Here is a 20,502-nt window from a genome sequence, read left to right as displayed (position 1 = left end):
AGTGAGAGTGATTAACTGATTAAAAGCTTCACTAACTCCTTAGTGATGGGAAAGCCCGTTTGCTTCTCAAAATGTATAAACATCGGACTAGGATTTGCTTCCAGAAAGACATATTCTCCGGAAGGAGTCTGACGCCAATCAATCGCTGTCCACTCCAGGTACAACGCCTTAGTAATAGCAAGACACTGCTGCTGCATAGCTTCTGGTAATTCTACTGGAATCAACTCCGCCTCTGCATCCTGGCGAAAGTCTAAAGATTCACTGCGAATTTCGGCAGAATAGATTGAGTTACCAATAACATAACTGCGAATGTTTGTGCCAGCAATATACTCTTGAAGAGTAACGGGAGAAAGACTCAAAGCTAAATGCAATCGCTTTAAATTTAACTGCGAATCCGTTAAAACTTTAGTGTGAGCACCTCCATAAACTGGCTTGGAGATTACTTTTTTATGAGATTGGGCAAACTGAATTACCTGATCTGGATCATTAGTAATAATAGTTTGCCCAATCGTAATGCCTAATTGCCCAACTGTGCATAGTTGCAGAGGTTTCTCTTTGTGAAACTCGTAAGCTTGCCAAGAATTGACCCAACGTGCTGGACAGGCTTTGATCATAGTCCGCAGCAAACTCATAGAATCATTAAAGGCGATCCTATTCTGTTGTGAGTCTTTTAAGGAAGGGATGCCAACACCTGTAAAACTGCGCCAAAACACGCTGTGAATATCTTTCAATTCCCATTGATGCTCTTTGTCCTTGAGATATCCTACTTGATTATTCGGTTCCCAAGAAATTCGTAATTGAGTAGGGAATAAAGAGGTATCTAAATAATCTACTGTGACACCTGCTTGTGTCAAAGCTTGCTTGAGGTGGCTAGCATGAATATCTGAAGAATTGCCTAGAATTAAAACGTTCATTTTTTTAGACAGACTAAAGTCAATCTCATCGTTATCTGGGGGATATCATTAGTGATAATTCCCCCAATTAGGCGTAACAAGGAACAAGTAAAATGGTGCCAAGTTACCACTTACTAATTACCAATACGGAAATTGATCTCCACCTTCTTCACCAATAGCTAAAGTAGTAAAAATGGAATCTCCACCTTCTTCACCAATAGCCAAAGTAGTAAAGACGGAATCTCCACCTTCTTCACCAATAGCCAAAGTAGTAACTTCTCCGCCTTCTTCACCCACAGCTAAAGTAGTTACATCACTTCCACCAGCAACTTTTTCCGCATCTTGATCTGCGATGTCTTCAAGGGTCAAGTTAAGATTCTCTAGTTCAGAAATTTCTAGTTCAAATGGATGACGCATAGCAGTCTCCTTGGATAAATTACTTAGATTCATCTGCCAACTGCAAAACCTGTCGTTTTGAGCGGCTAAGCATTTATCAGTATTAATTGGCTATTTTACGCTTGATTGTGATAACTGTAATAATTGTTCATACTCAGGGAACTAAGAGCTTATTGTTACGTTTTTTGAACAATCTACTCTCCATTTGTTGTCAAAAATCTACTCTTGCCAAACCTAGTTTACCCCTTGGCAATAAATACGAATCTAGCCCACTTTATCGATATATGCTTAAATTCAGTGATACAAAAGGTACAAAGTTACAGAGATATTCTCTGTAAACCTTGCTCACCTAAGCTTGATTAAAATATGTCCAAAAATATGCCAAATTGGCAACAATTTTAGGTAAAAAACTGATATAAAAGAATCTTCTAACTCATCAATAAAATCGGGAGTAGTTGATATGGTACATGGAAAGTATGGTTCCGCTGCTGATAACACTCTCTATGTCTCTGGTGGTGGAATATCGCATCACCAGCTATGGGGTTTAGGTGGTGACGATGTACTGTATGGCTGGACGAAAAAAAATCCTGGATTGGATACGGATGACTCACTTTATGGTGATAGAGTACCAGTACCGCTCTCGAATGAAATACAGTACAACTCCAGCACAACACCTCCGGGAGTCCCCGGCGATGACGTAATATACGGCGGTGGCGGGAACGACAAGCTTTACGGCGACGGAGGTAATGACCTCTTGTTTGGTGATAAAGCTTTCGGTGGGTATTCAGCACCAAGTGGTCGAGACACCCTAGACGGCGGTGAGGGTAATGATTGGCTCTATGGCGGCGGAGGTAACGACTCTCTAATGGGTGGTGAGGGTGATGATTATCTTGATGGAGCCTTCGGCGGTTCCACGTCTGAAGTCGATACACTCACTGGCGGCGGTGGAGCTGATACCTTCGGCTTGGGTTACACTGGCTCTTACACTGAGATTAAATATCTGGGTTCCGGATACGCTATTATCACCGATTTCAATAAGTATGGATACTGGGAAGGTGACAAAATTCGGATCGGCGGTAGCATTGACAACTATACGCTAGACAAGAGTCAGAACTTCGCCGGTAGCTCAGCACTAGATACGGCAATCTACAGATATGGTGATTTGATTGCCGTTGTTCAAGATACAACCAATGTTTTGACCTGGCGAGACTTTGTGTAAGGCAGCAGGAAAAAGAAAAGACAGCGTTGCATATTTGTAGGATAGTTCAGTCTGGCGTGGCTAATTATAACTACTAAGAAACGGAAAACAAAACTTAACGACGCTCTTAATCATTTCTACTCTGTGCAACGGAAAAAAAACTAACCTTACCTCGAACAATCAGTCAGATTTACCGGAATCTCTACAATTAACTCTGTTCCTTGCCCTGGAATAGAAATGCAACTAATATAACCTTTGTGTTTTTCTACAATAATCTGATAGCTGATTGATAATCCTAATCCCGTACCACTTCCTACAGGCTTAGTAGTAAAAAATGGGTCAAATATTTTCTTTTGTATTTGTTTATTTATACCCAGACCATTGTCGGCAATGCGAATGATCACAGAGGGAGCAGAAAAAGATTCTCGCTGATTCTCTCTACTGCACTTTCTATCTTCAACCATTTCAGTACAAATAGTAATTACTCGCGGCTCCGCTTGCCTTTCAACAGCATCAATAGCATTAATCAAGAGATTCATAAATACTTGATTTAGCAGAGAAGCGTAACAAGTAACTGGTACAAGTTGACCATAATCCTTAATAACTTTAATTTCAGGCCGCTCGTCTTCTGCCTTCAGTCGGTGCTGTAAAATTAAAAGAGTGCTGTCAATTCCTTGATGAATATCAATAGCTTTTAGCAACTTTTCATCTATTCTAGAGAAATTTTTAAGTGATAAAATAATCTGCTTAATTCGTTCAATACCCACCTGCATTGAATCTATTAATTTTGGCCAATCTTCCAGCAAAAACTCCAAATCGATATTCTCCGTCAACTTCTGAATTTCTGGAGTGGATATTGGGTAAGTCTGCTGGTAAAGTTCAACCAGAGACAGTAAGTTTTTGCAGTACTCACTGGCTGGCACCAAATTGCCATAAATAAAGCTGGCAGGATTATTAATTTCGTGAGCGATACCCGCCACCATTCGCCCCAAAGAAGACATTTTTTCCGTCTGAATTAATTGAGCTTGGGTCTGTTTTAATTTTTTGAGAGTAACTTGTAGTTGCATTGATTTTTTGTGAGATTTTGCTTCACTTTGCAGCAGTGCCTCTTCCCGCTGCTTGTGTTCATTAATATCCGTAACGCGAACGAGATTTATTTTTTGCCCCGCCACATAAATTTGCTTAACGGCTAAGTTACCCCAAAATAGCTTTCCTTGTTTGCTGATGTATTCCAACTCCCGGATCCAAAAGCCCTTAAGTTCAATTTCCTGCACAATAGAAGTCAACTCCTCTGGTGTAAAGAGTTCCTTTTGAAGCGTTTGCCCTTCAATATTGAGTAATTCCTCTTTGCTGGTGACTTCAAACATTTGCACAGCACGCTGATTACAATCTATAGTCAAACCCGTTTCAGGATTGACAAGGAAAATTGCATCAACCGATTCGTTGAAGATAGATGCCAATAAGTCTTTGGCGCGAATAATTTCTGCCTCTACCCGTTGGCGTTCTTCAACTTCTTCTTGAAGACGTATATTTTTCTCTACAAGTTGCTCAGTCAACAAACGTAATTGCAAGTGAACCTTAACACGAGCCAAAACTTCTTCGAGATTAATAGGTTTGCTAATATAATCTACAGCTCCTTGTGTCAAACCTTTAATCTTATTTTCTGGATTGGATGTATTATCAACAGCCGTGATAAAAATCACAGGAATATCTTTCGTCTTATCCCATTTTTTTAGATGGCTACAAACTTGAAATCCACTCATTTCAGGCATCATAACATCCAACAAAATGAGATCTGGCAAGGTTTTTTCCAATATTTTTAAGGCTTGACGACCACTTTTGGCTAAAAGCACCTCAAAGCCATACTTGGTCAAAAAATCAGAAACTAGAGTCAGATTTGAAACAGTGTCATCAATTAATAAAACCTGATTTTTTTTCGGCGTGTTTAAAGAAGAGCAATTTAATCTTTTGATTAAGTATTCTTCAGATTTAAGTCCTTGATAAAATGGCATTTTTTTGTTATTAATTAATAATATTATTTTCGTTTTTCAGGGAAATAGTGGCTAATTAAATTCACAATTTTTTCACAATCACAAGTGGCAACTAGTGCCAATATTCTAGCCGCAAAGTTAGCATAATCAGAAGACAATTGCTGGAGTCGCAGAGCTTCTTTCTTAATATGTTGAACGTAACCGATTTGAGCAGCTTCATATAGAGAAACTAGTTCCTTAAGCGGCGGCACAATTATTTCTGGCAGATTAGTAGACTCTTCCCTTGTTACCGACTCATCGTTTCTATCCTGGGGTTTACCGTAAATCCAGAATAAATTATTAGTACTTCCTTCTATTGAGTTTGAAACTACTGTCAAGTCTAAGTCAAACCAAAATCGGCTACCCACCCCGGGAGTACTTTCTACAAAAATTTTGCTTCCCATCAAAGAAACAATTTTCTGAGAAATTGCCAGTCCCAATCCTGTACCTTCTGAGCGACGTGAACTATCACCCAACTGCTCAAAGGGCAAGAAAATTTTTTCCCCTTGTTCTGACTTAATACCGATGCCAGTATCTTCAACTTGGAAACGAATCTGATAATTTTCTCCTGAAAATTGATTAATTAGAGAAGCTTCATTTTCAGTTGGTAATTGGGATTTTTTCACTAAACTATTCTGCTGATCAATTACTTCTACTTGGAAAGTAACACTGCCCTGATCAGTAAACTTGATGGCATTGGAAATAAGATTGAGCAAAACTTGGCGCAGTCGTTTAGAGTCCGCATCAACTATCGAGGGCAGTTCGTTAAGAGAAAAGTAGCTAAAATCCAGTTCTTTTTGTGTAGCTTTGAAGCGGAGAATTTCTGCGACATCAGTGAGAAAAGAAGGAAAATGAAAAGCTTCTGAGCAGAGTTCGAGTTGATTAGCTTCGATTTTAGACAGATCCAAAAGATCGTTAATCAGAGTGAGGAGGTGGACGCCACAACGATAAATAATTTCGATGGCATTCTTTTGTTGGGGAGTGCAGTTTTTGTCGTCTTGAAGAATTTGAGCATATCCCAAAATACCGTTAAGCGGGGTGCGGAGTTCGTGGCTAATATTTGCCAAGAAATTGCTTTTTGCTTGGTTGGCAGCTTCTGCTGCTGAGAGTGCTTGTTGCAGTTCTTCCTCTGCTTGTTTGAGTTCAGTTAGGTTACGGCTGCTGACCACTACTCCGGAAATTGTCTGGTCTATCTCAAAATAAGGAGAATAAGTAATACTCATAAACTGGCGTCCCGCATTCTCATACTCAAACCAAGCTTGGTAATGAATTGTCTCTCCAGCGAGACATCGATCTAGGCGCTCTTTAACCAAATCTTCAAAGACATCTGCACCAAGCAGATTACTAACAGAATATCCAACAATCTGATCATACTGTTTGTTATTTAAGGTCAGATATGCCTGATTAACTACCTGATAGATGTAGTTGCTATCTAATAAGGAAACAGCATCCTTAGTTGCAGAAACAATGCGTTCATACCTCCGCAAAACCTCCTCAGTTTGTTTGCGCTCGCTAATGTCTGTTAGAGTTCCTACGTAGCCAATGGTAGTGCCTTTTTTTCCTCGTTCTAACTCAGTTTGACCTAAGACCCATACAACTTTTCCCTGCGAATTCAACAGGCGGTATTCATCCTGCCAAGGAAGCTGATGAGCAATTGAATATTGCCATGTCTGAGCTACTCGTTCTTGATCCTCCGGATGAATATAAGAACCCCACTGCCATCCCAATACGTCTTCTAACTGAGCGCCAACGATTTGGCAAGCTCGTTTATTGGCGTAAATAGTTTTTCCAGTAGCATCCGAGCGGAAGATGCCCACTGGGGAAATTTCTGCCAAGATGCGAAATAGACTCTCGCTTTGGATTAAAGCCTGCTCTACCTGTTGGCGCTCCGTAATATCTTCTGCCACTCCCACAAAGCGCAGTGGTTTTCCCGACTCGTCACGCACTACGGAAATATCAGCAGCAATCCAGCGCATTGAACCGTCAGGTCGCACAATCCGATACTCCCGCCTCACTGAATTCCCTTGAAACTGTTCTTCAAGGGAATCTAGAACTAACTGGCGGTCATCTGGATGCACTGCTTCTATCCATGATTGCGGGTTTTGGTAGAGACTTTCACAAGTGTGTCCCCAAATATTTTCATAAGCTGGACTGACGTAAAGAAAATGACCAGAACTCACTGAGCGAACAAAAAAGAACTGGCTGATAGTTCCGGCAATTTCCCGGAAACGTTCTTCGCTTTGGCGTAGAGCTATTTGTGCTTGTTGGCGCTCACTAATGTCACGAGCAACCCAAACAACAGAATTATTTGGCAATGGTGAAATCCTGGCGGCGAACCAAACTTCCTGCTCACCGATGCTTAGAGTATAGTCAAAATTGATACTTTGCTGGCTTTCTCGCACTTGTTGCACTTTGGCGAACCAAATTTGCTCTCCCTGCGGTTGAAAGAATTGTTCAACCATCAAGTTGAGCAGGTTAGTTTCACCGTCGCGCGAGTAAATAATCTTTGTCGGTGCAACTTGTATGCTTTTTTTATCATCAATAATCAGTACAATATCAGTTATTGCCTCAAAAATCGTACGAACTTGTTGCTCAGAAGTACGAAGCTTTTCTTCGATCAACTGGCGCTCATTAATCTCAGATTTTAATTGTTTATTAGACTGAGACAATCGCGCTGTTTGTTCGTTTACTTGAGATTCTAGGGTACGGTTGTAGCTAGCTAAAAGTTTCTCAGCTTGTTTGCGTTCAGTTATGTCAGATAAGACAGCGATCACACCGACAATTTCTTTAGCTTCCGTAAGCAGGGGTGTACTGTAAACTTCTAGAGGAATAGTCCTATTGGGCAGACGAATTTCCAGATCTTCAACCCTTGCCTGTTCTCCCTTTAAAGAGCGAACAATTGGCAGATTTTCGACCGGATATAAATGCTCATTTTCTGCCTGATAGAAGTGATACATGCTGCTCAGTTGCTCAACCTCAGCTTTAGGTAAAGCCTCGATACTAACTAACTGTCGAAATTTCTGATTAGCATAGATTATTTGTCCAGTAATATCATAAACTGTTACCCCGACAGGCATCGCTTCGAGAATTTGCTTGAGTCGGTCTTCACTCTGCACCAAGGCTCCATTTAAAGATTTAAGTTCAGCAAAAGATTGTTGCAGTTGCGCTGCCATATTCCTGAAAGACTTTGCTAGTTGACCTACCTCATCAAAGCGTTCAATTGCTATGGTTTTACCCCATTCTCCTCTAGCAATATCTTTGGCAGCTACGTTCAACCTGAGAATTGGCTTGGTAATCCAACGAGCCGTAACCAAGCCGGCCAAAATTGCCAAGACTAAAGCAGCAATGCTCAGCACAATATTAGTTTTGAGATTGGCTTCAATTTGCTCCATAAAGTCGGTTTCTGGAACAACTGTGATTATCAACCAATTCAACCCCGACTCATGCTGAATTGGGGTGACATGCATAAAATGATGTTCGTGCTGAAATTCCCAACCGAAGGTTTCCACACCCTTAATATTTTGGAGATCCTTAAAGTGATTTAATAAAAAATTAACAGAGCTTTTAGTGAGTGAGTTTTTACTATTCTGAGCCGATAATCTCCACTCTTGAGGATTCAAATTTTGCAGATAATCTGCATCTAAATCTTGCTTAAAAGGAGTTTCTCCTGTAGAACTAGCAATCAGTAATCCCTGGCGATCAATAATTAATACCTGTCCTGTCTTTCCTACTTTCAAATTATTGAGAAAACTCGTAAAACTAGACAGATAAAAAGAAGATGCCAAAACTCCTTGAAAATTGCCCCTTGGGTCATCAAAAGGCAAAAAATTAACCAGTGTTAGTATGGGATGATCCACTCCCTGGGATAAATTAACAACAGGAAGCCAAATTGCTTGATCTGCTTCCTTTGCTGCTTGATACCAAGGACGTCCTTCCGGTGGATCTTGATGCGGATTGTAGTCCTTTCTTACTTTTGTTAGTTTAATACGTGTGCCTTGACTATTAGCCGTATAGTAATGAAATTCGTAGTCTGTAGACTTATCCAGAACTCGAATAACTAAAGAATCATCTGCCAATGAGCGTTCGACAGCGAGGAATTCTTTTTGTTCAGTGGCGATCGCCAAGTTGCTAACGCTAGCATAGATTTGTAGTTGCTTGGCGAAGTAGCGTTCTAGAGCAGAAAAATCTTTCCAGTTCAAAACCCCTGTGGCAATAGCGGCTGCACGATTTTGATTAATTTGCTGAGGGACATCCAGGTAATGTTGCAGACTTTGTTCGACGCGGTTGTCCACTTCATCCATTAACTGATAAGCTAAATCTTGAACTGCCTGTTGCCCATTGCGATAGGAGAGATACTCTACCAAACCCACTGCCCCAAGAATTTGCAGCACGAAGGGGACAATGAGTACAGTTCGTAGGGGAAGCTTCCCCAAAACTCTGTCCGCTAACTGGGAAAATGTGGGAATTGGCATGACAGCAAAAGCATTGCGCCAGTAAAAAGGCGATCACTGATAAATGCCAAAGCTAACATAATTCTAGAGGCAGATAGCCAGATTCTTACTCTCTATTTAACTACCTTAACTGGCGACGAATCTCCTGACGTCTACTACTCGCAACGCTTCCACGCCTCTTGACACTACCAGAGGAGTTAGACAAAGTTCTCAGAGGCTATTGTCTTTGAAGAGTGATGAAACCTAATAGTACCTTAACAGGAATACCAAATTCCCTTGCCTATTGTTCAACTCTGGGTTTAGTTTGCTAGTCAGTACGAGAAACTCTGAGACTCAACAGGGGAATTGTTTGGCTATAACTTTCACCAAGAATACTAATACCAATTTAAGTTGTATTGGGCTTTTTCTTAAGCCCTTGCGCAATAAATCTCTGAGTGACTAATCTTGCCTGCTGAATCAGTTTGTCAAATGTTTGCTTAACCGCAGCAGCAATCGTAAATTCAATTGCTTTAATTTAATTTGAGTGTTTTGCTTTTTTCTGCGACTTAAATAAATCACTTCTTCTATAATGCCTGGTATTTTACTTATTTGAACTTGTGTTCGACAAACAAGAATCACTGAGCAACTCGAAAGTAAAATGAGTCCAAGCTCATCGATTAATGAATAGTTATTTGCTTTGTAAATCTAAGCTAATATTAGTCTGATAGTTAGGTAATTTACCCAAAAAGGCAGGGATTAAAAATCAGATATGCTGGGGTTTTAATAATAATTAAAAACTCTTGTTTTCTTAGTATTGCAGTTTGATAATTATCCTGCTTGCTGAACGTGCTTAAATACTCCTGACTACAACTTCAGTAGCAAGTCTGACAGTCTGCACGCCTCCATTCAGGAACCCGTAAAACTGATCACTCAATGTTCCCCAGCAAAAAAAAATTAGATTCCCGACATTAACATCTTGGCGTTCTTCAGAAACTTCTAATTCAATAGACCTCTTGCACAATTTTAATTTGCAATTCGCCAAACCCTGGCTTGATCTAAGTTCTGGCAATCACAATACTAAAATAGCCAACTTCTAATAAGTAGAGGGTTTCATCATAATTCCGCAAGAGATCTAATATAGAAAAAGTCGGCAAATTCCGTAAGTTGTCCCGGCATAAAACTAGTATGCCCACCCCTAGTTAAGAGGTCTCTAGTCCAGTGTGTACGCAAAAAAAATTGCCGTTCGCCGCGTTTTTAGCTCCTGGTATAACACACCACCCAATTGGTTAACACCGTCCTCGTGAACTAAGACTACTAGTTTGAGATACCATAGTTTCGTCACTACCAAAGAAGGAAGTAAGCGCTGTATCCTCTCTGTTCGCTGATCGCTGTGTGGAATCCCAGACAGATGAGAAGCCTAAATCAGTCCACACTTGTTTGACCAATCCATCTTCCCGACGCCAAACTTTGTTATTAAATCCTGCAAAAAGCTTTTCATTCGATAGAATCAGCCAAAAGTGGAATCAGAGATAGTCGAAGACAAGTGTATCCCAATCAGCCACTTCTATATTTACCCAGATGGTTTTCATCTCGCTAAATTGGCTAATAACAGCTCTAATATCTTCGACTTATCTTAGGTAGGGCATCGGCTAAAATTGCCTAATTTGCGTAATGATAAATTCAATAAATTTAACTAAAAATAATTACAAGCCTCCGTTCTATTTTTCCCAGCTCAATTTACTTTACTATTCAATAATTAATTGAATACCCATGAAGATTTTGATGATCTCGTCTACTTTTCCTTTTCCACCAACACGCGGGGGAACTGAGATCAGAACCTTTAACTTACTGAAGTATTTGCAGCAGCGTCATCAAGTCACGCTGATTACTCAACGCCATGCTGGTGTCTCTGATGCCGAGGTTGAGAGTCTGGATAACAGTGTAAGCAACCTGGTGGTTTTTCCGCTACCAACACCACCCAAAACTCCAGCAGGTATCGGCGGTTTACTGGCTAAGGCTGGGCGCTTTACTGAGTCTCTAGTCAAAAATACCCCCCCAAACGTACTGTATCGCTATTCCCCACAAATTCAGGCTTTGGTAGATGACTATGTTAGAGCAAGAAGGTGTGATGTTATCACCTGTGAACACAGCGTTAACGAGGTTTACATCAGACCTGAATTTAGGGCTTGGGTGCCGACAGTGATTAATATTCATAGTTCTCTATGTGGTTGGGTTAGTAGCCATTTAGCCATGAAAGCTTCCCCGAATCCTCTACGCGATCGCCTTTATCTTTCTTTACTTTTAGCTAGGTATGAGAAACGTTATTGCAGCAAGTTCTCTGAACTTGTTGTAACTACTGAGGATGATCGCCAACAATTCCACAAGTTGTTGCCGCAAGCGACAATTGAGGTAATTCCTAATGGAGTAGATCTCGAAATGTTTCCCTACCGTCAGGTTGATCCAGGTGGCAATAGCTTGATCTTTGTCGGCGTTATGGATGCAGAGCATAATGTTAAGGCTGTACGCTTCTTTGCTTTCCAGGTGTTACCGCTGCTGCAACAACGTTACCCCAAAACTACTTTCACGATTGCTGGTGCTAAGCCAATCAAGGAAGTTCTCGAACTCGGTGAACGTCCTGGTGTAATTGTCACTGGTGGTATACCCTCCATAGCCGAATACTTACATAAAACTACAGTTTGTGTAGTGCCACTGCAAACGGGATTAGGGATTAAGAACAAAACTCTCGAAGCTATGGCTGGTGGGATACCAGTGGTAGGTAGCAATTACGGTTTGGAGGGGTTGGTAGTTGACGGTGCTAATACACCATTGCGGGCATTGCGAGCCAACCAAGTTGAGGAGTACATTGAAGCCATTAGTCGGCTGTTCGATAACCCGAAGCTGCGAGAAAAATTATCTCGCAACGGTCGTTCTTTGGTTGAACAGGAATACACTTGGGACCAAGTAGGTCAATGCTACGAACAAGTACTCAATCGGCTCCAGAGCATCCATTAATTATTAAGACTAGCAGGCGATATCTTTGAAGGCTAACTACAAGTAGTAAATTGGGGGATTTTTAAGATTTGTTTTACCTAGAGCAGTATCTTTTGTAGTACTAGCAATATTATATTAAAGCCAACAGAATCAAATAGTTATTCATTAAGTAAAATCCCGGAACTATCAGACTGTATCAAGTATTCCTGGTCTACTAATGGAGATAAATTGAAGCTTCGCTTTTTAAGCTATGGATAATTAACTCTTCTCAGGGCGGGTCAGCCCTTCAGCTAAAACTTTATACTTTAAACATTCTATGAAAATTCTCTGAATTAGTACCTTAATGACTTATAAATAAATATACTATATTTTTGAGATATGCCCAACCCGAGAGTAGAGCAATTAAACTTAACCGAGGCTTTACTCAAATCTTTAACGATAAGATACCTCGTTTAATCATTGACCATAGCTAGCTTAAAAGCGCAATTACTTTTTACCAAAATTTTGGCAATTTACCTAAAAACCGACTTTTATGAACATTCTGATGCTCTCTTGCACTTTTCCTTATCCGCCAAGGTGGGGAAAAATTCAGGTGAGGACTTTTAATTTACTGAAATATTTGAGCAGTCACCATAGCGTTACTCTTGTCACTCAACGTTCTGAAAATGTCACGGATCAGGAGATAGAAGAGCTACGTAAGTGGGTAGAAAAATTAGTTGTTTTTTCTCGGCCAAAGCTGTCAGAAAACAAGGGAGGTATGTTAGAAAAAGTACAGCGCTTCAGTGCATTTGTGCAGCAAGGAACACCTCCTTCTGTGCTGAAACTCTATTCAAATGAAATGCAGCAATGGGTAGATGAGGCGGTACTCTCAGGGAAGTTTGATGTCATTAGCTGTGAGCATAGTTGGAATGAAATTTACGTACGACCAGAATGGCAGCAACAACTGCGGACAGTGATAAATATTCATAGAACCTGCCGCCAACAGTTAGAAGCAGGAGCTTTAGAAAAGCAACTCACCGACCAGTTAAATTTGCCTTTTTTGCGCCGCTACGAGGAGCGATATTGTGGTAAATTTACTGGCATTGTGGTCACAACGCCAGAGGATCGACGTCAGATAAAAGCTTATAATTCTGCAGCCCAGACGGCAGTAATTCCTAACGGTATTGATCTTACTCGGTATCCTAAGCGTATTTCTGATCCAGGAGGAAATCGCTTAGTGTTTATCGGGGCAATGGATGACCGCTTTAACATCGATGCCGTAAAATTTTTGAGCTTAGAGGTGTTCCCTGAAATCAGAGAGCGTTATCCAGAAGCCATACTGGAACTAGTAGGAGAAAAGCCAGTGCCGGAAGTTTTGGAGTTGGCGAAACTCCCTGGAATTACCCTCACAGGTGAGGTATCTTCAGTAGTGGACTATCTACATAAAGCAACAGTGTGTGTGGTATCAACACGCAAAGGATCCGGGATTAAACGTAAAACACTAGAATCAATGGCTGTGGGTACACCAGTGGTGGGCAGCGATAGCGGCTTAGAAGGATTGGTAGTAGATGGTGCTGATGTGCCTTTAAGAGCCTTAAGAGCCAACGAACCGGCAGAATATGTGTATGCTATCAGCAGATTGTTGCAAAATCGCCAACTGCGAAAGCAACTCTCTGAAAATGGGCGAGCGCTCATCGAACAGAAATATACTTGGCAAAGAGTTGGTGAGCGCTACGAAAAGATCTTATTAGGGGCTAAAGATTAGGGGATAGGAGCGAGTTCATGGCAAGGAAGACTCCCAAAGAGTCACACCAACACCTGCCGCCAGCAAAAAAAAACCAGCTGGCTCGCAAACCATCTGGAAAACGCGTTGGGGCAGGTAAGTCAAATCCTAATGAGCGGATGGTTTCTGCTCAACTTAAGTCAAACCCATCCGCACCGGCAAACCAACGACCACCAGTCCGCAAATCACGCTGGGGTGGTTGTCTAGTAACCTTGGGAGCCACCGCTATCTTAATTGCAACAGGTGGCTTGATTATCGGCGGTATTCGGCTGGGTATTCTCTTAATGATCGACCCCAATGCCGTTGGTCTACTCAATCGATTTTTGCCGAGTTGGACTCGTATCTCCCAAACCAACCCTGCATCGCCAAAAACTCTTGCTGCTATCCAACAGGAAATTCGCGTCCTCGGATTAATTCCCGGAACTCCTGTACCCCTTAATGATGCTTCTACTGCAATACTGCTCCCGCTGCTGGCGACAACGCCCAATTGCCAGACTAATTGCGAAAAGATTGCTGAACTCAGAGTGTATGAACCAACTCAGCGAAAGCGCAATCAGAAACTATACCAAATAGTTAATCGACTGACCCTCACCGAACCAGAAGAGTACTTTGTTCTTTCTTCCTCGGTTAGTACTAAGTTAGATAACTCTGGTTCCCCGGCTTCACTATCCTTGACAAAACTTAGTCGTTTTGAGGACGTAGCCTCAGCCCAGGGCATCTGGTTGAATGTTTCTGGTGAGCTACCCAGTGACGGCTCATTTGTGAGTTACGGACAACTAATTCACTATAACCCTGACCAAAAGAAGCTGAGTTTCTTGTTGCAATGGAGCAATCCCAACGGATTTCAACCCTATTGGCAGCAAGTAACCGGCGCATCAACACCGGAATTAATTATCAATCAGACTATTGGCTTAGAACCCCGGTTCCAGGTTTATCAAATTCAAGGCAGTTCTTCAGCTACCGCTTCCATTTACTTAGAAGAAATTTCCTTAGAACAGCCAGCTTTAGATACTCAAGCCTATCGCGATGCCTTAAACCTAGCTAGTAGCGGTTTGTGGTCTCCAGCTTGGCAATGGTTCAAATCTCAGGAGACACAAACTTGGTCAGCTACTGCCCAAGCGCAAATGGATCTGATTGGACTGCACGCGCAATTCACGCAGTCCCAGGCAAACCAGGTTTGGGCAAGCCCTAGCCAGCAAATCTTTGCCAGTCTAATTGATGGTCGCTGGGCAGATGCGTTGCTCCTGTTCCAAGCCTCGGCTACAGGTGCGCCATTACAGGAGATTGCCCAGTTGCTGAAGACAGATTCCGAGCGATTGTGGGAGCGTGTAGAAGCGGCGTTGGCAGTGAGTGCTGACGACAGCAACGTCAAAGCTTGGGGAGCCTTGATTCTGGCAGCCCAGCAACAACGTCCTAATGCTAAACTGGCTGGGAGTCTCGACCCCGTGACTTGGTTGCAGCAACTACCACAACCTCAGCCAACCGATTATTCCCTAATTTACGAGTTACTGACACGTCTGAATAACGCTTTTACCCAAATCTCTCTGATTGATACTCATTTAAGTCAAATCGTTGGCAGTGCTCAACCAGTCACCAATATTAGATCAGCAGATTGGCTGCAGCCAATAGAAGACGACTGGAAATCCGTGACGTCCTCCAGAGAAAGAGGATTGTTTGACTCTAACCCAGAGAAGAACAATCTATTCTCCTCGACTCAGCCTTTGGCTGCTGCGTCTCCCGCCTCAACTCCAATACTCCAAAAAGAAGCTGACCAAGTTTGGTATCAGGTACAAGTCACAGCGTTTAACGATGGTCAGCGCTGGCAAAATACACCCTTTTGGGATTTGCAGCTCTCAACAATCGACCCGGCAAGAGATTTGTGGAAACAACTAGGGTTGGACACTGATTCCCAAATTCAGATTACAGTCTGGAGAGCCGATGGAACCGAACAATCAACCTTAGCAACCGTCAAAGCAGTTTCTTATCGAGGAGGTGTACTCCAGTTGCTGGCAGCAGGTAACCCACTCCCTGCGACAACACCAGCCACTGGCACTGTTAAACGTAGTGTTCCTCTAGCCCACACAGAAGCTGCTTTTCGGTGGTTAGAACCTACTGCAATCACTTTGTCAGAGTTAAACAATATACAGCCTCAGTGGGTCTCAGTAGTTCTCCCGGCTCTTTGGCAGGAGTTATGGAGAAGCTCCCGACAGTTGCCAGGAGAACCTCCTAGCTTGCCGGAGATGCTGCAAGAAATGGGGCATTGGTCGGTTCGACCAATTGATCTGACTGGTGACAATGACCAAGAAGCTGTAATCAGAGTTTACGAGAAACTCTCTGCTCCCTCAGGAAGTTCCAATGTCGAAGACTTAGTTAGGGAAAATCTCGATGTTCCTAACCAAAATCTCTATCGACCCCGTACTCTAATTTTTTCTAGTAAAGGCACCTTACTCTATAGTGAATTTTCTCAAAATGCCAGCACTTCACTAACTGCGATCGCTGATTTAGGAGATGGCGGTCCAGCCGCCTTGGTACTCAACGATATTGATCATTACAGCCTCAAGCGCTGGTCAGCTGAGCTTCAGCGTTTTGAGTAGAACAATATATAAATGATATAAATGTAAAAGCATCCCTCAATTGACAAAAAAAATGAAGGATGCAGTTTGTTTAAGCTCGATAAACAGTTCAGTTGCCCAGAATGCTATCTATCGTTGAGCGTAATAGTCACTAAAAGACTGGTAGCACTCTTGCTGATGATAAAGGTGACACTTTTGTGTAATTTGTTTCATCAAAGACCAGGAGAAGCTACACTCATGCAGTTGATCACCCCATATTTCTTTAAGAGAGCGATGAGCTAACCGCAAATTATAGAAAGGAATTGCAGTGGAAACGTGATGGGGGATGTGGACATTAATGTCGTGGCAGAGGAATTCTACCCAACGGGGATAATTACAGTGGACAGAACCAAATAACTGCGCTTGAGCCGCATTCCACTCTGGCTCTGGAGTGAAGGGAATATCTGGCGCTGTATGGTGAACAATGGTGAAGGTACTCATCCAGAAGTGGTAAACCATCCAGGGTAATAGCCAGAATTTGACTAATCCCCAAACACCAATAGTGGCAATGGCTACAGGAAAAGCGATCGCCGCAAAGCCGAGTACAACCAAAGCCGAAAACTTCACTTGAGAGCGCTGTTTCCCTTCAAACCGACTCCAGTTAAAGTGCAGCAGTGCCCAATGGGCGATTGAACCAAGCCACCAGAATTTACCCCGCATTCGCTGGTAAAGCCACTGTTTGATGCTTCCCTGGCTCGCATAAAATTCTGCTTGAAAGGGTTGCCACGCGTTGTCTACATCTAACTTGTTGGTGTGGGTATGATGGTAATTGTGCAGAATTCGCCAACCGTGGAAGGGATACAGCAATGGCAAAAACGCTAAATGTCCTACCAAATCATTGACCCAGCGTCGGTTAGCAAAAGAACGGTGACCACAATCATGGCCAATCACAAAAAAACCGGTCAAGGCTGTACCGGTAAAAATCCACAGAAGGGGTAACAGAAACCAGGGCGCTAACGCTAGACCGACATAACCCAAGCTGACCATTAGAACATTGACCAGCACCAAAGTCCAGGCTCGACGGCGATTTTTCTGAAAAACCTCCGACGGCAAGGTTTGCAGAATGTCTTTCAGGCGCAGGTTGTCAGCAGTGGCTGTAGATAGGAACTTTTGGGTCGGTTCTTTGATTACCGATATGGTCATAAAAAGATTAACTTCTCCCTGGTCGAAATCTTAATTTTTGTTTGCACAAGTGCGATTCCCATAGTAGCCGAAAAACTGAGCATGCCTAGAAGGTTTTCTGAGTTCTTGACATCCGAACCCTCTGGCACTCTAGGGGTACGCCTGATACTAGGCGTTACCAAAACCAAGAGATTGGTAGTGGAAGAACTAGTAGTCGGAAGGCTGTTTAAAAGCTAATTATCTGAATTCTGGTACGGTTTAGCCACAGTACTAAATCGCACCCAGTATAATCTTCTATTCTTCGTGGTTCCTGGTCTCCGATTGCACCCAGCAGCTCAATTTCTGCTGTTTAAGCACTTGCAGATGCAGCAACAGAGATTCCACTTCTGCCTGTAAATGCAAGTACTTAACTTGCTGATCAGCCTGATAAAGAGACTTAGTTAATTCCATGAGCCGATGTTCGTCACTCAAGGCTGGTGAACTTTTTCTCGCTGATGGGGAATCGATAATCACGCTTGCTAAAGGGATGAGACTAGATGAACGAGTTGACATCAGTCGTTTATAGTTATTTTTACTTACTTACATCAAATGCTCATTGTATCTCGAACGTCAAGTTCTGTTAAATTTCTTGTGTCGGTTTTTTTTCTGGTTGATCAGAGAAAACCGCTTAACTTTTGCTGAACACCCAATTATCTTGGGTTTAGTAAACTCAATCAATGCATAAAAGGCTTTGGAAATTGTATCCAAAGCCTTTTGAATTGGTTTTATTATCTGGTTAGTTAGCCTTGTACTCAATTAAGTTCTCTTGCTGTTGCTTAGAATCACTAGTAGTTGAGCAGTAATCTTTTAGGCACTGATTTTGCTGAAATCAATGGCAAAGGTGGTCAATAAATTATTCTTGGTTAAAATAGTGATCTTTTTTGCTAATCTAAGTCTGGCAATTGGTTCTGCAATCGTTTGGCAAGCGCCTGCGAGTGCAGCCGCGGTTTCTCGATTATGGCAGCGAATATACAAGACTCCCCAACGTCGGAAGACTTTGCAAGTGCGCAACAGTTCTAGTTGTTGGAGTTGTTGAGGCTCCTCCCGGTAAAAGTTCAAAATTAGTCTAGCTAGTTGGGAATCGCGGTTCATGATTGTTAATCCTTACAGTGCTTACTCCTGCTCGAAATCAGCCGCCAACCCGGCAAGTGCATTGCAGCAATAGTCGGGTTCCGTGGATGAGTCTACTTCAGTGTCATTGGCGCAAGCAGCATTGGAATTGACTGAGTAGACTAGATGATGGAGCTCAAGCCATTTGCTCCTGTAACCTCCATTGAAGCCCGAATTACCAAAGCATGTCTTGATACAGAAAAAAGACTTAATAACCACTTACTCAGAAACAAATTGGGTAAAAAGACCTGTAATTTAGTTTTCACAAGCTTTTGAAAAGTTTTTCAGCAAACTATGGTATTAAGCTTTGTTACAAGTAATTTAAAAAACTAGACATAAACTAGGGTCAAATCAAGCTCTACCTATCAGCAAAATCTGCTCTGATTAGTGTATGAAGCTTGCCCTTGACCCCTGAGCATAATTTGTTAATGCGCCAACTACCAGTTGGGAATCTGAATATTGCTGAGAAGGAGGGGGAGTACAGGGAAGTTAACTCTAAAGCTGCCTTTCTCGGTCAATATAATACTTATAAACGCTGGGCAACTACAGCATAAAAGGGATCGCCACCACCGACACCGATCATCTGAAGAAAGCCAGGAACGTCTGACTTACGAGCAATTACTTCTGGCTTGCTGAATCCAGGTACAGACTGAAAGTAACTTTTGACTAACTCTACACGACTAGCTTCTGAAGCTTCCCGCCAGGCAGCGATCGCTTTTTGAAAAAACATGCGGTTAGAAAAGCTCATAATTGCCATGCCGCCAGGTTTAAGGATACGATAAATTTCAGCAAAGACGGCATCTGGGTATTGGAGATACTGAACTGAAACGCAATTGAGGACAGCATCAAAATCCTGATCTGGCAAAGGAAGCTGGGGATTTTTGTTGAGATTTTGGACTAGATAATGATCAAGTTGGCGATTTTGGATAAGTTCTTCCTCATTCATCCCATGTCCTTCGACATGACCAAATTCCATTTCCTCTGGAAGATGAGAAACATGGCTACTCATCATATCGAAGATGCGGGTATTGGGTTGGAGGCGGTCGCGGTATAGTTGCGTTAGCTGGTCAATAAAGCCTTCATCGACGTGAGTAACGAAGCGTGGCATTGAGTAAAACACTGTGTCGTCACTATCATCAAGTTTAGTGCGTTGCTCAGGTTGCAGTAGCATAGTTATCAACTGAAAATCGTCTTACATTTTCAGTGTAAAGAGAATTACGAAATGTTAAGCAATCTTAGTCCTTTTACCCAGAAGTTTGGCTTGCCTGAAACTCAACAATCAGGACTTAAATTCGCTTAAACCAATGGACTTACTGAGGTGACGCAGGATTCTTCGAGATAAATTATCTTATTTATCCGGATCGTGAGCTTATTGCCAAGAATATAGGAATGGTAGATGCACCCTGATTAAAGCCCCTTACCATCAAGGTTAGGGGCGTTTTTTTATCTTCTTCATATTTTGCAATGAATAGAAGATTGGTAATATGTTAGGGAAACATTGTTTTGTAAAAATACGAGGGGGTGAAGTGTGTGAGTAAAGAACTCAAGGAACACGACTTCATGATGGTAGAGTTGGCAGAGAACATTTTAGTTCACGCCCCTGTCCCTAGTAATAGTCATGCAGCACTGCGGTCTGGTTTTGCTGGATATCCCGCTAATCCACGTTGGAGCGCAACTAAGTTTCGTGCGTGGAAAACTGGGCGTCAGTTGCGAGAGGCACTCGTAAGGGGTGACATGGTAGTCCGTCCAACTGACTTAAGGTTAATACCAACTCCTACTACTCAGCAAGAGGAAGAAATACTAGCTACTGAAACTGAACAGGAGAATAAGTTCAAAGATTCTCCCAACTCCCGAAACTTTCGTTTTCCTGTCTGGGCTAAACGGGTGCTCACTTCCTACCAGACAGGCTAGAATTACTG

The 20,502-nt window shown here is 42.2% G+C and carries 13 protein-coding genes; 5 read left to right on the top strand and 8 right to left on the bottom strand.

What is annotated here, in order from left to right:
- Positions 1-11 precede the first annotated feature (11 nt).
- Together ACT7WV_RS24925 and ACT7WV_RS24920 are read right to left on the bottom strand one after the other, a co-directional pair.
- On the bottom strand, positions 12-914 hold the full coding sequence (locus ACT7WV_RS24925; RefSeq protein WP_445105452.1) for an MvdC/MvdD family ATP grasp protein: 903 nt from the start codon (positions 912-914) through the stop codon (positions 12-14).
- 117 nt (positions 915-1,031) lie between these two features.
- Positions 1,032-1,310, bottom strand: coding sequence for a hypothetical protein (locus ACT7WV_RS24920; RefSeq protein WP_445105451.1), 279 nt, complete (start codon positions 1,308-1,310; stop codon positions 1,032-1,034).
- Between the two features lie 439 nt (positions 1,311-1,749).
- Here ACT7WV_RS24920 and ACT7WV_RS24915 point away from each other — a divergent pair, with 439 nt between their 5' ends.
- A complete protein-coding gene (locus ACT7WV_RS24915; protein ID WP_445105450.1) occupies positions 1,750-2,508 on the top strand; it encodes a calcium-binding protein in 759 nt (252 codons plus the stop codon).
- 146 nt (positions 2,509-2,654) lie between these two features.
- Here ACT7WV_RS24915 and ACT7WV_RS24910 read toward each other — a convergent pair whose 3' ends face one another.
- Both ACT7WV_RS24910 and ACT7WV_RS24905 read right to left on the bottom strand, forming a co-directional pair.
- Complete coding sequence (locus ACT7WV_RS24910) at positions 2,655-4,499, bottom strand: response regulator (RefSeq protein ID WP_445105449.1); 1,845 nt, start codon at positions 4,497-4,499, stop codon at positions 2,655-2,657.
- A 23-nt stretch (positions 4,500-4,522) separates the two neighbouring features.
- A complete protein-coding gene (locus ACT7WV_RS24905; RefSeq protein WP_445105448.1) occupies positions 4,523-8,989 on the bottom strand; it encodes a PAS domain S-box protein in 4,467 nt (1,488 codons plus the stop codon).
- Between the two features lie 1,728 nt (positions 8,990-10,717).
- Between ACT7WV_RS24905 and ACT7WV_RS24900 the strand changes: the two genes are divergently transcribed.
- The 3 genes from ACT7WV_RS24900 to ACT7WV_RS24890 all read left to right on the top strand — a co-directional run bounded on the left by ACT7WV_RS24900 (position 10,718) and on the right by ACT7WV_RS24890 (position 16,294).
- Positions 10,718-11,959: a glycosyltransferase family 4 protein gene (locus tag ACT7WV_RS24900; RefSeq protein WP_445105447.1), complete on the top strand. Its 1,242-nt coding sequence runs from the start codon at positions 10,718-10,720 to the stop codon at positions 11,957-11,959.
- Positions 11,960-12,470: 511 nt separating this feature from the next.
- Positions 12,471-13,682 (top strand): glycosyltransferase family 4 protein, encoded by a 1,212-nt coding sequence (locus ACT7WV_RS24895; protein WP_463424201.1) that lies wholly within the window; start codon positions 12,471-12,473, stop codon positions 13,680-13,682.
- A 17-nt stretch (positions 13,683-13,699) separates the two neighbouring features.
- Positions 13,700-16,294, top strand: a complete 2,595-nt coding sequence (locus tag ACT7WV_RS24890; RefSeq protein ID WP_445105445.1) for a hypothetical protein — start codon at positions 13,700-13,702, stop codon at positions 16,292-16,294.
- Between the two features lie 108 nt (positions 16,295-16,402).
- Here the strand turns inward: ACT7WV_RS24890 and ACT7WV_RS24885 are convergent, their stop codons facing one another.
- The 4 genes from ACT7WV_RS24885 to ACT7WV_RS24870 all read right to left on the bottom strand — a co-directional run bounded on the left by ACT7WV_RS24885 (position 16,403) and on the right by ACT7WV_RS24870 (position 19,754).
- Entirely contained in the window at positions 16,403-17,455 is a 1,053-nt protein-coding gene (locus ACT7WV_RS24885) for a fatty acid desaturase (RefSeq protein WP_445105444.1), read from the bottom strand.
- A 273-nt stretch (positions 17,456-17,728) separates the two neighbouring features.
- Positions 17,729-17,986 carry a hypothetical protein gene (locus tag ACT7WV_RS24880; protein ID WP_445105443.1) on the bottom strand — a complete coding sequence of 86 codons (258 nt, stop codon included), beginning with the start codon at positions 17,984-17,986 and terminating at the stop codon, positions 17,729-17,731.
- Positions 17,987-18,280: 294 nt separating this feature from the next.
- Positions 18,281-18,565 (bottom strand): hypothetical protein, encoded by a 285-nt coding sequence (locus tag ACT7WV_RS24875; protein ID WP_445105442.1) that lies wholly within the window; start codon positions 18,563-18,565, stop codon positions 18,281-18,283.
- 544 nt (positions 18,566-19,109) lie between these two features.
- Positions 19,110-19,754: a methyltransferase domain-containing protein gene (locus ACT7WV_RS24870; protein WP_445105441.1), complete on the bottom strand. Its 645-nt coding sequence runs from the start codon at positions 19,752-19,754 to the stop codon at positions 19,110-19,112.
- Positions 19,755-20,113: 359 nt separating this feature from the next.
- On the opposite strand from ACT7WV_RS24870, the gene ACT7WV_RS24865 reads away from it, so the two are divergent.
- Positions 20,114-20,494, top strand: coding sequence for a hypothetical protein (locus tag ACT7WV_RS24865; RefSeq protein ID WP_445105440.1), 381 nt, complete (start codon positions 20,114-20,116; stop codon positions 20,492-20,494).
- The last annotated feature ends 8 nt before the right edge of the window (positions 20,495-20,502 follow it).

It is taken from the genome of Symploca atlantica LB2515, from assembly GCF_052546295.1.
This window is presented reverse-complemented; position numbering and strand designations above follow the sequence as displayed.